At 66.8% G+C, this 15504-nt stretch carries 14 protein-coding genes; 3 read left to right on the top strand and 11 right to left on the bottom strand.

Annotation, left to right across the window (positions count from 1 at the left end; translation table 11 throughout):
* Positions 1-107: 107 nt before the first annotated feature.
* The 3 genes from cls (at position 108) to KHF85_RS00060 (ending at position 2737) form a co-directional block, all read left to right on the top strand.
* Positions 108-1580, top strand: a complete 1473-nt coding sequence (gene cls, locus KHF85_RS00070) for a cardiolipin synthase (protein ID WP_284568035.1) — start codon at positions 108-110, stop codon at positions 1578-1580.
* A 121-nt stretch (positions 1581-1701) separates the two neighbouring features.
* Positions 1702-1971, top strand: a complete 270-nt coding sequence (locus KHF85_RS00065; protein ID WP_284568034.1) for a hypothetical protein — start codon at positions 1702-1704, stop codon at positions 1969-1971.
* Positions 1972-1984: 13 nt separating this feature from the next.
* A complete protein-coding gene (locus KHF85_RS00060; RefSeq protein ID WP_284568033.1) occupies positions 1985-2737 on the top strand; it encodes a pyridoxine 5'-phosphate synthase in 753 nt (250 codons plus the stop codon).
* Between the two features lie 243 nt (positions 2738-2980).
* On the opposite strand, the gene KHF85_RS00055 is transcribed toward KHF85_RS00060, so the two are convergent.
* The 11 genes from KHF85_RS00055 to dnaA form a co-directional block, all read right to left on the bottom strand.
* Entirely contained in the window at positions 2981-3394 is a 414-nt protein-coding gene (locus tag KHF85_RS00055; protein ID WP_003470010.1) for an ExbD/TolR family protein, read from the bottom strand.
* 3 nt (positions 3395-3397) lie between these two features.
* Complete coding sequence (locus KHF85_RS00050) at positions 3398-3823, bottom strand: ExbD/TolR family protein (RefSeq protein ID WP_003470008.1); 426 nt, start codon at positions 3821-3823, stop codon at positions 3398-3400.
* A 42-nt stretch (positions 3824-3865) separates the two neighbouring features.
* The gene (gene exbB / locus KHF85_RS00045; RefSeq protein ID WP_003469996.1) at positions 3866-4630 is read right to left on the bottom strand and encodes a TonB-system energizer ExbB; all 765 of its coding nucleotides are present in this window, start codon (positions 4628-4630) and stop codon (positions 3866-3868) included.
* A 93-nt stretch (positions 4631-4723) separates the two neighbouring features.
* Positions 4724-5398 (bottom strand): energy transducer TonB, encoded by a 675-nt coding sequence (locus KHF85_RS00040; RefSeq protein WP_003469994.1) that lies wholly within the window; start codon positions 5396-5398, stop codon positions 4724-4726.
* Positions 5399-5549: 151 nt separating this feature from the next.
* Positions 5550-6749, bottom strand: a complete 1200-nt coding sequence (locus KHF85_RS00035; RefSeq protein WP_284568032.1) for a tetratricopeptide repeat protein — start codon at positions 6747-6749, stop codon at positions 5550-5552.
* 157 nt (positions 6750-6906) lie between these two features.
* A complete protein-coding gene (locus KHF85_RS00030; protein WP_284568031.1) occupies positions 6907-7713 on the bottom strand; it encodes a M48 family metallopeptidase in 807 nt (268 codons plus the stop codon).
* Positions 7714-7779: 66 nt separating this feature from the next.
* Complete coding sequence (locus tag KHF85_RS00025) at positions 7780-8634, bottom strand: CPBP family intramembrane glutamic endopeptidase (RefSeq protein WP_284568030.1); 855 nt, start codon at positions 8632-8634, stop codon at positions 7780-7782.
* Between the two features lie 79 nt (positions 8635-8713).
* A complete protein-coding gene (gene gyrB / locus KHF85_RS00020) occupies positions 8714-11161 on the bottom strand; it encodes a DNA topoisomerase (ATP-hydrolyzing) subunit B (protein WP_284568029.1) in 2448 nt (815 codons plus the stop codon).
* A gap of 114 nt (positions 11162-11275) precedes the next feature.
* A complete protein-coding gene (recF, locus tag KHF85_RS00015) occupies positions 11276-12376 on the bottom strand; it encodes a DNA replication/repair protein RecF (RefSeq protein WP_284568028.1) in 1101 nt (366 codons plus the stop codon).
* Between the two features lie 361 nt (positions 12377-12737).
* Positions 12738-13838, bottom strand: a complete 1101-nt coding sequence (dnaN, locus tag KHF85_RS00010) for a DNA polymerase III subunit beta (protein ID WP_003476768.1) — start codon at positions 13836-13838, stop codon at positions 12738-12740.
* Positions 13839-14163: 325 nt separating this feature from the next.
* Positions 14164-15504, bottom strand: a complete 1341-nt coding sequence (dnaA, locus tag KHF85_RS00005) for a chromosomal replication initiator protein DnaA (RefSeq protein ID WP_284568027.1) — start codon at positions 15502-15504, stop codon at positions 14164-14166.

Genomic DNA, 15504 nt, shown 5'->3' with positions numbered 1-15504 from the left:
GGCACAGGCTACGCCGCCACCGTCGCGGCCGCTGCGACGGCGACGCAGCGTCGCTGAATCTTTCAGCGCTACGCGCAGGAGCCGCGCCGGCCCCGTAGAATTCGCCGATGTTCGTATTCGCAACCTTGCAAAACACCTGGGACTGGCTGACCGGCATCCCGCATTTCGGCGCCTATGTCACCGCCGCCTATCTGCTGTACATCCTGTGGCTGAGCGGCTGGATCGTGCTGCAGAAGCGCGAGCCGGCGGCGACGCTGAGCTGGGTGCTGTCGCTGGCCGCGCTGCCGTACCTGGGTTTCGTCATCTACTACCTGCTCGGGCCGCAGAAGGTGAAGCGGCAACGCCTGCGCCGCGGCCGCGCGCGCTCGGGCATGGAGCACTACAGCAGCGTCTGCCCGCCCGACGCCGACTGCACCGAACTGGCCAAGATCGCCCAGGCCACCACCGGCCTGGCGCCGAGTTCGGCCACCACCGCGCAATGGCTGGTGGACGGCGCCGCCACCTACGACGCCATCGTGCGCGACATCGCCGCCGCGCAGCACCACGTGCACCTGGAGTACTACATCTTCAACCCCGACCGCAGCGGCACGCGCATCCGCGACGCGCTGGTCGAGCGCGCCCGCGCCGGGGTCAAGGTGCGCCTGCTGCTGGACGCGGTGGGTTCCTCGCAGGTGCACAAGCGCTTCCTGCAGCCGCTGCTGGACGCCGGCGGCGAGACGGCCTGGTTCCATCCCACCCAACTGCTGCGCCCGTTCAAGTTCAAGCGGCCCTGGGTGAACCTGCGCACCCACCGCAAGATCGTGGTGATCGACGGGCGCATCGGCTTCACCGGCGGCATCAACGTCACCGACGAGGAGAACGAGGCGCTGCGCCCCGACGCCTACCGCGACCTGCATGTGCGCTGCGAGGGCCACGTGGTGCGCAGCCTGCAGCTGGTGTTCGTCGAGGACTGGCTGTACGCCAGCCGCCAGGGCCGCGACGCCTTCGACATGGCGCAGATCTGGCCGCACGACATGCCCGGCCGCGACGACGGCGCGATCAAGGCGCAGGTACTGGTGTCCGGCCCGGATTCGTCGTGGGAGAGCATTCACCGCATGCAGGTGGCGGCGATCTACGAGGCGCAGCGGCGGGTGTGGCTGGTGACGCCGTATTTCGTCCCGGGCGAGGCCGCGCGCATGGCGCTGACCTCGGCCGCGCTGGGCGGGCTCGACGTGCGCCTGCTGGTGCCCAAGCGCAGCGATTCGCGCTTGGTGACGCTGGCCGCGCGCTCGTATTTCGACGAATTGCTGCAGTCCGGGATCAAGATCTACGAGTACGGCCCGCGCATGCTGCACAGCAAGGCGCTGATCGTCGACGACGAACTGTGCATCGTCGGCAGCGCCAATTTCGACAACCGCAGTTTCCGCCTCAACTTCGAGGTCTCGGCGATGTTCCGCGACCGCCAGCTGACGCAGGAGCTGGCCACGCTGATCGGCCGCGAGCTCGGCGCCGCGGTGCAGGTGCGCGACGACCGCAAGCGCTCGCTGTGGCGCCACCGGCTGCCCGAAGCGATGGCACGGCTGACCTCGCCACTGCTGTAGCGCTGGCCACGCAGCGATCGGGTGGCGACGCGGACCGCCGCGCGGCGACCGTCGGCGCAGTTCGTCGTGGAACCGGCCGCCCGCGCGGCGCTACACTGCATCCATTCTTGGGGAGATCGTCATGTACTGGCTTTTTCTGCTGCTCGCGCTCGCTGCCTTCGTCCTGGCGTTCTCCACGCCGCACATGTCGTTGCTGGTGCTGGCCTTGCTGGCGGCGCTGGGATTCCTGCTGGCCTGGGCGCGCGGCTGGTACGTGGCCAAGATCGGCGACGCCAGCCAGCGCGATGCGGCGCCGATGATCGATCCGGCCGAGCTGCGCCGGTTGCGCGAACAGACCGAGGCGCGCCGCGCCGCGGCGGCCGCAGCCAGCGACGACGCGCTGTCCTCGTAAGCGTCGCCCGCCGATGACCCGACTCAGCGTCAACGTCAACAAGATCGCGGTGCTGCGCAATTCCCGTGGCGGCGAGTTGCCGAGCGTGCTCGAGGCGGCGAACGCCTGCCTGCAGGCCGGCGCGCACGGCATCACCGTGCACCCGCGCCCGGACCGGCGCCACATCCATGCCGAGGACGTGCTGGCGCTGGCCGAGCTGACCGGCGCGCGCGGCGTGGAATTCAACATCGAGGGCAATCCGTTCGCGCCACCGCGGCCCGGCTATCCTGGGCTGATCGCGCTGTGCGCGCAGGTGCGCCCGGCGCAGGCCACCCTGGTCCCGGACGGCGACGGCCAGCTGACCTCCGACCATGGCTTCGACTTCGGCCGCGACAGCGAACGCCTGCGCCCGTTGATCGCCGAACTGAAGGCACTGGGCTGCCGGGTCAGCCTGTTCGTGGATGCCGGCAATCCGGATCTGGCACGCGCCGCCGACGTCGGCGCAGACCGCGTCGAGCTGTACACCGGGCCATATGCCGCAGCGTTCGACCGCGGCGACGCCGCCGCGGCCGCCGTCTTCGCCGCGGCTGCGCGCCGCGCGCAGGCCGCCGGACTCGGCGTCAATGCCGGCCACGACCTGGCCCAGGCCAACCTCGGCGCGTTCCTGGCCGCGGTACCGCAGGTGCTGGAGGTCTCGATCGGGCACGCGCTGATCGGCGAGGCGCTGTACGCCGGGTTGGATGCCACGGTGAAGGCGTATCTGAGAATTCTGGATGCTGCGCGGTAGCGCGCATTCGCGTTAGGCGGTCATCGGCGCTCATGCGCTAGCGGTAGCGGTTTTTCGCTTTCGCGATCGGCCACGACCGAGGAAGTCGAAGGAAAAGTGTCGCGGCTGAAGCCGCTCCTACAAAATCCGGCGGGGCGTTACCGAACCTGGAGGCGATTGCAGGCCAGCGCCGGGCCAAAAAAAAACGCCACCGTTGCCGGTGGCGTTTGCAGTCGCGTCATGACTGAGGTGTTGCGGTAGAGCTTATTGCTGCACGAAGCCGATCTTTTTCATGTCCGAATTCTTGGCGGCGGCCAGCACCTTGGCCATCACTTCGTACTCGGAATCCGGATTGGCATCGATGCGCAGTTCCGGCTGGTTGGTCGGATCGCGCTGTACTTCGTTTTCCATCATTTGCGGAAGCGCCGTCACAGCCACCGGGCTGTTGTTCCAGAAGAGCTGGTTCGACGCATCGATACGCAGATCGATCGGCGGCGGCGGGTCGCGCAACTGCGGCGGCGGGTTGATCACTCGCTGCGGCAGGTCCACGTCGATCGGATACGTCATGATCGGCGCGGTCACGATGAAGATGATCAACAGCACCAGCATCACGTCGACCAGCGGCGTGACGTTGATGTCGGCCATGGGACCACGGCCGCCTCCTGAACTGAATGCCATGGCTCAGTTCCCCTTCTCTTTGGTCGCAACGAAACCGACGTCCAGCATGCCCTGACCCTGCGCGATCTTGGTGATCTCGTTGATCGTACGCATCTTGGTCGTGCGGTCGCCACGCAGGTTGAGCGGCGGCTGCGGGGTCTGCTGGGCGGCGGTGGAGAAGCGCGATTCCAGGGCTTCCTTGGAAACCGGCTCGTCGTTCCAGTACAGCGACCCGTCTTCCTTGACCGACAGCGTGATCGGATTGGAACGTTTTTCGTCCTTGTCCGGATCCTGCTTCAGGTTGGCCTGGGGCAGCTCCACCTTGACCTTGTGGGACATCAGCGGTGCCGTGATGATGAAGATGATCAGCAGCACCAACATCACGTCCACGAGGGGCGTGACGTTGATGTCGGCCATGGGGCCGCCGCTGTTACCACTACTGAAAGCCATAACGGGCTCCGTTAATCGTTGCGTGGACGACTCGACCGCGGATCAGCGAACGCGCGAACCAGTGGCGAAGAAGTCATGCAGGTCGTGGGCGAACGTATCGAACTTGGCGATCGTCGAGCTGTTGACCTTGCTGAAGAAGTTGAACGCGAACACGGCCGGGATCGCGACGAACAGACCGATCGCGGTCATGATCAGCGCTTCACCCACCGGGCCTGCAACGGCGTCGATCGAGGCGGAGCCAGTGGCACCGATCTTGATCAGCGCGCCGTAGATGCCCCACACCGTACCCAGCAGACCGACGAACGGCGCGGTCGCACCGACGGTGGCCAGCAGGGTCATGCCCGACTGCAGCTTGGTGCTTTCACGGGTCACGGCCTGACGCAGGGCGCGGTCGACGAACTCCGAACGGCTCAGGGTTTCGCCCAGGCCATTGCCGGCGCCGGCTTCGGCACGCTGGTGGTGCGCAGCGGCCTGTGCGGCGTCGAGCGCGATCTTCGAGAACGGCTCGCTGGCCGGCTGCTCTTCCATCGCACGGATGGCGTCCTGCGCGTTCGGCGTATCCCAGAACAGGCTGGTGACGCGGTCGGCCTGGCCCTTCAGACGGGTGGCGCGGAAGATGTTGATGACGGTCCAGTACCAGGACGACGCCGACATGATGATAAGGGTGATGAGCACCACCCAGGAGACGGCGAAGTCACCCGGCTTGGAGGTCATCTCGGTGATCAGGTGCTCGAAGCCCATCTGCGACAGGGCGTTCGATGCGTTGTTGCCCCCCGCAGCAGCGGCGATGAAAATTTCCTGCAGCATGACGCTTACCTTTGTTGTGTGTGGTGATGAGGGTGGTGCAAAGAGTAGACAGGGCGTGCAGACCGGCGGGTGCGCCGACCTGCTGCCTTTGTATCAGTTCAGCGCGAAGTTGACCGGTACGCGGACGCGGCCGGCGGTCTTCTGTCCATTGACGACAGCGGAATTGAACCGCCACTTGCGCGCTGCTTCCATGGCGGCGCGGTCCAGATCGCGATTGCGGCTGGATTTCTCGACGGCGACGTTGGTGACGTTACCGTTTGCATCGACGTCGATGATCAGGATCACCTCGCCTTCCGCGCCCGACCGGAATGCGGACGGCGGGTACTTCGGCGGGTTCATGTTCTTCGACGAAATATCGACGCTGGCGCCGATGTCGGTCGCGGCCGCAGGCGGCGCAGGCGGCGACGGCGGCGTGGCGATGTCCGTGTCGCGCGGCGTCGGCACATCGATCACCGGCGCTTGCGGCGGCGGCGGCAACGGGGTCGGCTTCGGCGGCGCCAGGTTCTTGACCGGCGGCGGCGGCGTCTCCGGCGGCTTCGGCGGCGGCGGCGGCGGGGGTGGCGGCGGCGGCGGGGCGTCGACCAGGGTGACGACGATGTTGCGTTCCTTCTCCGCTGCGGCCTTCGGCGCAACGGCTGGAATCAGCAACAACATCAGCGCTGCCAGATGCAGCGCGATTACGAAGGCAATACCGATGATGCGCGGCCAGCTGAGGCCGGAAGCTTCATCTCTGTCGTAATGCCGATTGATGACCAATTGTTCCGTCATGCGCCAATGACTCGATTTAGGGGGGCCGGGATTCGTGAAGAATCTGAATCCCAGTTCTGGCGGCTTGACACCGCAGGAACCTCCAAGCTTATACCAATCCCTGCGACCTGCACTACTTTTAGCACTGGTTTTCGGGGGCTTTTTTTGCGTTTTACTTCAGGTTGATAATTTTTTTGGCGTCTTCCGGTTTCTTGACGCCCTTGGCCAGCGCCTGCTTCGCGGCCTGCTTGGCTTCCGGGATGCGGCCTTCCTGGTGCAGCACCTTGGCCAGGTTCAGATAGGTTTCGCCGTCCTTGGACAACGGCGCGGCCTTCTGCCAGTTCTCGATCGCCAGCGGCACCTGGTCGGTGTAGTAGTAGGACTGCGCCAGCGCCAGATAGGTCTGATAATCGGGCTTGAGGATGCCCTTCTGCAGGCCTTCGGTAATGACCGCGATGACGTCCTTTTCCTTCTTGTCGGTGTTGGCGTAGATCGAGTACAGCTGCTTGTACTCCTTCTCGTCGGTCAACTGCCCGGCTGCGCGCAGCTTGTCCATCACCGCGGCGGCCTTGTCCATCTGGTCGGCCAGCATGTACATGCTGGCCAGGTTGAGCTGGGCCTTCTTGTCGTTCGGCGTCTTCGCCGCCAGCGCTTCGGCGGCCTTGACCGCTTCGCCGGTCTGGCCGGCGGCGGCGTAGGACGCCATCAGCAGCTGGTTCCAGCTGTCCTTGGGCTCGGGCGAGGCGGCGATGGCCTGCTTCAGCACCGGGATCGCCTCCTGGTAGCGCTCGGTCTGGTACAGCGCCTGGCCCTTGAGGATCAGGTCTTCCGGACGGGTCGACTTGGATTCGGCGAGAAACTTGTCCAGCGTCGCCAGACCCGGGGCCGTCTCGTCGTCCTGCAGCTGCAGCTGCAGCTGCGCCAGCATCAGCATCGACTGGAAGTGGCCGTTGTTGTCCAGGCCGTTGAACTGGATCGCCTGCTGCAGGTATTGCTTGGCCGCCTTGCTGTCGTCCAGGTTGTAGGCGGCCTGCGCGGCGAGCTGCGCGGCGATCGACTTGTCGTATTCGTTGGCCGCGCTATTGGCCAGGATCTCGTCGGCCTGGCTGCGCACGCCAGCGTAGTCCTCGCCTTTGTTGTAGGTGTCGATCAGCTTCTGCAGCTTGCTGCCGAGCTTGGCCGACGGCTTGCCGGTCGGCTCCTGGCGGGTGGCGTTGGGGAACATCACCGCGGCTTTTTCGTTCTTGGACTTGCGCGAGGAGCGCTGCTCGGAACGGTCGGACTGCGCGACAGCGTCGGCCACCACCGCGCCGCCGAGGGCAGCAGTGATCAGCAGGGACAACAACGCTTGCTTGCGAATACTGAATTTCATGGATCACCTCGGTGGAACCGCCCTGAGCGGCACGGAAGACGGAGCGGCCATCCTGGGCCGAGCCAGCAAAACTAACAGAAACCTATACGCGGTGAAAACGTTTTTAGGACGCATTGCCATGCACAGCGCACGCCCATGCGCGACGTCGCCAATGCGCTCAACCGCACTTCGGCGTCCGTCCGGCACTGCGTGCCTGCGTATACACGGGCTCAAGCGTAGCGACATCGCGTTGCAGTTCGCCGATGCGGGCGCTGGGATCGGGGTGGGTGGACAGCCATTGCGGTGGGCGCTGGCCGCCGGCGGCCATCATGTTCTTCCACAGATCCACCGCCTGCGCCGGGTCGAAACCGGCCTGCGCCATCAGCCGCTGGCCGACCACGTCGGCCTCGCTCTCCTGGGTGCGCGACCCCGGCAGCAGGAACGCGGCCTGCGCGGTCATGCCGCCAACCTGGCCGACCGTATCGGCGGCGGCGCTGCCGTAGCGCGCGCCGGCCAGCGCGCCGAGCACGCTGAGCCCGGTCTGGGTGCCCATCTGGCGGGTGATGCGTTCCTCGTGGTGGCGCGAGATCACGTGGCCGATCTCGTGGCCGAGTACCGCCGCCAGCTGATCCTGGTTCTTGGCCACGCTGAAGATGCCGCTGTTGACGCCGACCTTGCCGCCGGGCAGCGCGAACGCGTTGGGTTCCTTGTCGTCGAACAGCGCGGTTTCCCACGCCGTGCCGCGCCATTGCGCCGGCAACTGCGCGACCAGCGCATCGACCACGCAGCGCACGTAGGCGTTGCGCTTCGGATCGGCGTCGATCGGCTGCGTGGCCTTGGCTTCGGCGAACGCCTTCAGCCCGAGCTGGTCCAGGTCCTGCTGCGACACGCCGCCCACGACCTGGGTGCGCCCGGTCGGCGATGTGGTGGTCGCGCACGCTGCCAGCAACACCGCGATCGATGCCCCCAGTACAACACTCTTCATACCGGTCCCCTATGACACACGTCTCAGTGTGGTGGCACTTGTCTTAACATTTCGTCAAACAAATCTTCAAGTTGTGCCAAACCAGTACAGCGCGGCGACGGCGACGGCATTGTTCAGGCCGTGTGCGGCAATCGGCGCCCACAGCGTGCCGGTGCGTTTGTACAGCCATGCGAACGCCGCGCCCATGCTGCCGTAGACCAGCCACAGCTGCAGGGTCTCGGCCACGCCGTTGCCGGTGGTGCCGGGCAATTCGTGCACCAGCGCGAACGCCAAGCCGCTGAGCGCCATGCCCAGCCGCGGCCGGCCGGCATCCCACAGGCGCCCGAATAGCACCCGGCGGAACAGCAGTTCCTCGTAGGCCGGGGCGATCAGCACCGCGAACACGACCAGGAACAGCGGCATCTGCGCCATCGCCTCGCGCATCAGCGGCAGGTTGGTCGGCACCGGCTTGATCCCCAGCTGCGCGCCGAGGTTGGACAGCACGGTGCTGCCCACGAACACCGCCCCCGCCACCAGCAACACCCAGCCCCAGGTGGCCGGCACGCGCGCGGCCTGCCAGGAGGCGCGGCGCTCGGCCGCGCTGGCCGGGCGGCGCAGGAAGTACAGCAGCAAGGCCGCGGACAGGGTGCTGACCAGGGCGATCAGCAGCTGCGCCAGCGCCCCGGGCTGGCCGAGCCGGGAGGCGACGGCCGTGGCCAGCCGATCGGCGGGAATGCCTTGCGCACGCAGCTCCAGGCTGATCTGGAAACCGCGCACCACGCCCCAGACCAGGCCGGACAGCACGCTGACCGCCAGCAGCACGACCGCGGCCAGCAGCAGATCGAGGACGAACCCGAGCACCGGCTTGCCCGCGCCGGACGGTGGCGGCGCGGCATGGGGCAGGCGGGGCGGGGCGGGCATGTGCGACGGCAGCGAGGTCATCGCGATCCTGGGCGAGAGCAGGCTAGGGGGAGCGCAACGCTGCCGGCCCCCGGCGCGCGCCGGGGGCGGCGATGCCGCGTCAGATGTCGAGGTTGGCGACCTTCAGCGCGTTTTCCTCGATGAAATCGCGACGCGGCTCAACCACGTCGCCCATCAAGGTGCTGAAGATCTGGTCGGCGGCCACCGCGTCCTCGATACGCACCTGCAACAGGCGGCGCGTGTCCGGGTTCACCGTGGTTTCCCACAGCTGCTCGGCGTTCATTTCGCCCAGGCCCTTGAAGCGCTGGATCTGCCGGCCCTTCTTGGCCTCGTCGAACAACCAGGCATGCGCCTGGGCGAAGCTGCTGATCGACTGGGTCTTGTTGCCGCGCGCGATCTGCGCGCCTGCGCGGACCAGCCCGTTCAACGCCAGCGCGACTTCGCGCAGCGGGCGCAGTTCGCCGCTCTCGAACACCGCCATCGGCAGCACCTGGGTCAGTTCTTCGCCCATGTGGCGGCGCACCGCGATCAGCGTCGCCGGACGCTGTTCGGTGGCCGGCTCGAAGCGCAGCTGGTAGCGGGCGGTGCCCAGGCTGCCGCGGTTGAGCACGGCCTGCAGCGCGGTCAGGCTCGGGTGCTGGTCGCCTTCGGCCTCCAGCTGCGCCACGTCCAGCGGCGGCAGGTCGATCAGCGCGGTCAGCAGCGCCGGATCGTAGCGGTGCGCGTTGCGCGCCACCGCGTCGTTGGCGCTGGCGAACAGCAGCAGCAGCTTCTCCAGCGCGCTGCCGGTGATCGGCGGCTCGTCGGTGGCCGGGATCAGCGCCGCCCCTTCGACCGCGCTGTTGGCCAGGTAGGCGTTGAGCGCGTTGTCGTCCTTCAGGTACAGCTCCTGCTTGCCCTGCTTGAGCCGGTACAGCGGCGGCAGGCCGATGTAGATGTAGCCGCGCTCGATCAGCTCCGGCATCTGCCGGTAGAAGAACGTCAGCAGTAGGGTGCGGATGTGCGCACCGTCCACGTCGGCGTCGGTCATGATGATGATGCGGTGGTAGCGCAGCTTGTCCGGGTTGTACTCGTCGCGGCCGATGCCGGTGCCCAGCGCGGTGATCAGCGTGCCGACCTGGTCGGAGGCCAGCATGCGGTCGAAGCGCGCGCGTTCCACGTTGAGGATCTTGCCGCGCAACGGCAGCACCGCCTGGTTTTTGCGGTTGCGGCCCTGCTTGGCCGAGCCGCCGGCCGAGTCGCCCTCGACGATGAACAGTTCCGACAGCGCCGGATCCTTTTCCTGGCAGTCGGCCAGCTTGCCGGGCAGGCCGGCGATGTCCAGCGCGCCCTTGCGCCGGGTCAGGTCGCGCGCCTTGCGCGCGGCCTCGCGGGCGCGCGCGGCATCGACGATCTTGCCGGCGATGGCCTTGGCCTCGTTGGGGTTTTCCTGCAGGAATTCCTGCAAACGGGCGCCGAACGTGTTCTCAACGGCCGGCTTGACCTCGGAACTGACCAATTTCTCCTTGGTCTGCGAGGAGAAGCTCGGGTCCGGCACCTTCACCGACAGCACCGCGATCATGCCTTCGCGCATGTCGTCGCCGGACAGGGTGATCTTGGCCTGCTTGGCGATGCCGTTCTGTTCGATGTAATTGGTCAGGGTGCGGGTCAGCGCGGCGCGGAAGCCGGCCAGATGGGTGCCGCCGTCCTTCTGTGGGATGTTGTTGGTGAAGCAGAACATCGTTTCCTGGTAGGCGTCGGTCCACTGCAGGGCCACGTCCACGACGATGCCGTTCTGCTCGCCGGTCACCGAAATCACGTTCGGGTGCAGCGGCGTCTTCAGCTGCGCCAGATGCTCGACGAAGCTGCGGATGCCGCCTTCGTACTCGAACACGTCCTGGCGGCCTTCGCCGCGCTCGTCCTGCAGGGTGATCTTGACCCCGGAGTTGAGGAAGGACAGCTCGCGCAGGCGCCGCGCCAGGATGTCGTAGTGGAATTCGACGTCGCTGAAGATCTCCACCGCCGGCTTGAAGCGCAGCGTGGTACCGCGCTTGTCGGAAGGCTCGAGCTGCTTGAGCGGGTACTGCGGCTCGCCCAGCTTGTATTCCTGCTGGTAGTGGTGCCCATCGCGCCACACGTCCAGCCACAGGTGCTCGGACAGGGCGTTGACCACCGAGACGCCAACGCCGTGCAGGCCGCCGGACACCTTATAGCTGTTGTCGTCGAACTTGCCGCCGGCATGCAGCACGGTGAGGATCACCTCGGCCGCGGAGACCCCTTCTTCCTTGTGGATATCCACCGGGATGCCGCGGCCGTTGTCGGACACCTGCACCGAGCCATCGAGCATGATCTTGACCAGCACGTTGTCGGCGTGGCCGGCCAGCGCTTCGTCGATCGAGTTGTCGACGACCTCGAACACCATGTGGTGCAGGCCGGTACCGTCGTGCACGTCGCCGATGTACATGCCGGGACGCTTGCGGACCGCTTCCAGCCCACGCAGCACGGTGATCTTGCTGGAGTCGTAGGTGGTGTTGGCGGGCGAGGTTGGCGGATTCTGTTGTTCGGTCATGCGCTTGCCGTAGGCTCCACGAGTCGGACGACGGCGGGCAGGAGCCCGGTCGCGCCGATGGATAGGGGATTGCGGCGAATTATAGCAGCCCCGGCGCTCCCGCCCCCGCGGCTGTCATGAACGGGCCATGGCCTGCCCATGTTCCACGTGGAACCGGGCAATCGGCAGCGCGCTATCGGCCAGCGCCTGCGGGGTCTCGGTCGCGGTGACGAAGACCTGCGCCGGGCCGGCCTGCAGGCGTTGCAGCACGCGCCGCTGGTGATGCTGGTCCAGTTCCGAGGCCAGATCGTCCAGGGCGATCACCGGCCACTCGCCGCGTTGCTCGGCATAGTCTTCGGCCTGGGCCAGCAGGCAGGCCAGCGCAGTGAGCTTGGCCTGGCCGCGCGACAGGGCGTCGCGGCCGGGGATGGTCGCGAACGCCAGGCTCCAGTCGGCACGGTGCGGTCCGACCGAGGTATAGCCGTACTGGCGGTCGCGCTCGCGGTTGAGCAACAGCGCATCGGCCAGCGGCACCTCATGGCGGCGCCAGCCCGGTGCGAACTGCAGGTGCTGGATGCCCAGCGCTGGCGCCAGTTCCGGCCCCAGCGCCAGCAGGCGCTGCAGCAGCCGTTCCAGATACTGCTCGCGGCGCGAGGTCAGCGGTTCGCCGGCCTCGGCCAGCTCATGGTCCCAGGCGTCCAGGGCCGCGCCGCCGCCGCCGCTCTTGAGCAGGGCGTTGCGCTGGCGCAGCGCCCGCGCATAGCGGCGCCACAGGGACAGAAAGTCAGGTTCCACGTGGAACAAGCCCCAATCGACGAAGCGCCGGCGCGGTTCGCCGCCGCCGCTGACCAGCAGGTGGCTCCCGGGTTCGAAAGTGACCACCGCCAGCGCGGCGCACAGCGTGCCCAGGTAGGGAACATCCTCGCCATCGAGTCGACCACGCCAGTCCTGGCCGCTATGGCGCAGTCCGGCGCGGCGCCGACGCGGCTGTTGCGGCTCCGCGCCGCGCTCATGCCATTCGACGAACACCTCGAGCGCGTCCTGGCCCTGGCTGACCAGGCCGTCGCGGACCCGACCGCGAAAGCTGCGGCCGTAGGCCATCAGGTGCATGGCCTCGAGGATCGTGGTCTTGCCGGCACCGTTGTCGCCGGTGATCAGGTTCAGCCCGGGCGCAGGCGCCAGTTCGAGCGCGGTGAAGCGGCGCAGGTGATGGAGGTCGAGACGGGAGACGTGCATACGCGGAATCGGGGCGAGGGCGCTCGCACCGGGCGCACGCGGGTCGGCTCATGAGGGCAGGGCGGCAGCATACCCAAAGCGGGTGCGAACGTCGTGTGGCGAGGAATGCTGGACGCTTGCTGCTGCGTCAGCGTTTGGTGGCGCAGCCATTGGGACCGCCTTTGTGCGGCGATCGGGACCGCTATGCCGCATGGCAGAAGACATCAAACGGTGCCGGTAAGGCCCGTCGCGACTGAAGTCGCTCCTACAGGGAGCATGCAGGGCGGCGAGAGCGCCTGGCGAATCGCGGGCAAAAGAAAACCCGACGCGAGGCCGGGTTCTCTTGTGTGTTCCACGTGGAACACGGGATGTCGAACGCCGGTCAGAGGCGCAGCGGCATCACCACATGGCGCGAGCGGGCGCTGCTGGCCTCGCGCACCAGGGCTGAGGAGTTGGCATCGCGCAGCTGGATCACGATGAACTCCTCGCGCAGCGCCGACAGCGCGTCGAGCAGGTAGTTCACGTTGAAGCCGATCGCCAGGTCGCTGACCTTGGTGTCGGCCTCGATCTCTTCCTGCGCTTCTTCCTGCTCGGGATTGTGCGCACTGATCTTCAGCTGGCCCGGCGAGACTTCCACGCGCACGCCGCGGTACTTCTCGTTGGACAGGATCGCGGCACGCTGCAGTGCGGCGCGCAGCGCTTCGCGATCCAGCTTGACCTCGCGGTCGGCGCCGATCGGGATCACCGCTTCGTAATCGGGGAAGCGGCCGTCGATCAGCTTCGAGGTGAAGGTGACATCGTCGCGCTTGACCCGCACGTGGCTGCGCCCGACTTCCAGTTCAACCTCGCGATCGCCGCCTTCCAGCAGCCGCTGCAGCTCGGTCACGCCCTTGCGCGGCACGATAATTTGGCGCTTGGCGCCGCTGGCATTCTCCAGCGCGGTCTCGCACAGCGCCAAGCGGTGGCCGTCGGTGGCCACGCAGCGCAGCGTCTGGTCGTGCAGGTCGAACAACAGGCCGTTGAGGTAGTAGCGCACGTCCTGCTGCGCCATCGCGAACGCGGTGCGCTCGATCAGTTCCTTCAGCGCCGCTTCCGGCACCAGCACCCGCTCGGTGGCTTCGACCTCGTCGACAGACGGGAAATCGTTGGCTGGCAGCGTAGCCAGGGTGAAGCGGCTGCGCCCGGCCTGCACGGTGATCTTGTCGCCGTTCTGGGTCACCGTGATCTTGCTGCCATCTGGCAGCGCCCGAATGATCTCGAACAGCTTGCGTGCCGGGATCGTGGTTTCGCCGTCCTGCGCATCGTCGACCGCGATGCGCGACACCATTTCCACTTCCAGGTCGGTACCGGTCAGCGACAGTTGCCCGTCGTGCACCTGCACCAGGAAGTTGGCCAGAACCGGCAAGGTCTGGCGGCGTTCGACCACATTGACGACTTGCGCCAATGGCTTGAGGAAGGCTTCGCGCTGCAGTGTGAAACGCATGTGGTTCCGTGCCCCTATGCTTTAAAAAGATATGGAATAAATCAAAAGCTTGGTGGTGATGGTAGAGCGATTTTCGGTGCAAAGGTAGCTTAACTCTTTGGAATCAAAGGGGTTTTCGGCCCCTCAATCCCGGGTATTACTGCCCCTGTAGGGGTGGGGAAACCTGTGGATAGTTTTCCCGGCGCCGCCACGCTGCACGTTATCCACAGTTTCTACCGGATTTGTCGCGAAGTCATGCACCGTTTTATCAAAGCGTCGTCGGCAGGTGTCGTGGAGGGCACGCCATGCCTCCCCTCCGCGCCTTGCCGGGCGCCGGCCGGCCGGGCTACTCGCTCAACTTGCGGATCAGCTTGTCCCAGTCCTCGCGCAGCTTGCCGTCGGTTTCCATCAGGTGCTTGATCTGGCGGCAGGCGTGCAGCACGGTGGTGTGGTCGCGGCCGGCGAACGCATCGCCGATCTCCGGCAGGCTGTGTTCGGTCAGCTCCTTGGTCAGCGCCATCGCCACCTGCCGCGGCCGCGCCAGCGAGCGCGTGCGGCGCTTGGACAGCAGGTCCTTGATCTGCAGGCCGTAGTAGTCGGCCACGGTCTTCTGGATGTTGGGGATGCCGATCGCCTGCTGCTGCGCGCGCAGCAGGTCGCGCAGCGTCTCCTGGGCGAACTCGGTGGTGATCGCGCGGCCGGTGAAGTTGGCGCGCGCGGCCAGCGTGTTGAGCGCCCCTTCCAGGTCGCGCACGTTGGAGCGCATCTTCTTGGCGATCAGGAACGCCACGTCGTCGGGGATGTAGGCGCCGCGCTCGCGCGCCTTGGCCAGCACGATCGCCGCACGGGTCTCGAAGTCGGGCGGGTCGATCGCCACAGACAGGCCCCAGGCCAGGCGCGACTTCAGCCGCGGCTCCAGGCCTTCGACCTCGCGCGGGTAGCGGTCGCAGGTCAGGATGATCTGCTGGCGGCCGTCGAACAGCGCGTTGAAGGTGTGGAAGAACTCTTCCTGGGTGCGGTCCTTGCCGGCGAAGAACTGGATGTCGTCGATCAACAGCGCATCCACCTGCTGGAACTGGCGCTTGAACTGGTCCATGGTCTTGTCCTGCAGCGCGCGGATCATCGCGCTGAAGAACTGTTCCGAGCGCAGGCACATGACCCGCGCGTTGGGGTTCTGCTCGCGCATCGCGTTGCCGGCGGCGAACATCAGGTGGGTCTTGCCCAGGCCGGTGCTGCCGTACAGCAGCAGCGGGTTGTGCGCGCGGTCGCCGGGTTTCTGCGCCGCCTGCGTGGCCGCGGCCAGGCCGAGCTGGTTGCTGCGGCCTTCGACGAAGTTGGCGAAGGTGTAGTGCGCGTCGAGGTTGCCGGCGAACGGCTCCAGCAGCGCCGGCGGCGGCGTGCGCGCGGCCGCCGCATCGCTGGCGGCCGCGAGTACCGGCTCCGGCGCGCGCGGCCGCGAGCCGACCTGCAATGCCACCTCGCCGCTGCCGGCGAAATAGGTCATCAGCTCGCGGATCCGCGCCAGGTAGCGCTCGCGCACCTGTTCGACGATGAAGGCGTTCGGGGCGTACAGGACCATGCTGTTGTCATGGCGCTGTTCGGCTTGCAGCGGTTTCAACCAGGTGTGAACGTCCTCGGCTGGAAATTCAGCTTCCAGACGTTCCAGGCAACGGGGCCAAGCATCCAT

It is taken from the genome of Xanthomonas graminis pv. graminis, assembly GCF_030168915.1.
GTDB lineage: Bacteria > Pseudomonadota > Gammaproteobacteria > Xanthomonadales > Xanthomonadaceae > Xanthomonas_A > Xanthomonas_A translucens.
This window is presented reverse-complemented; position numbering and strand designations above follow the sequence as displayed.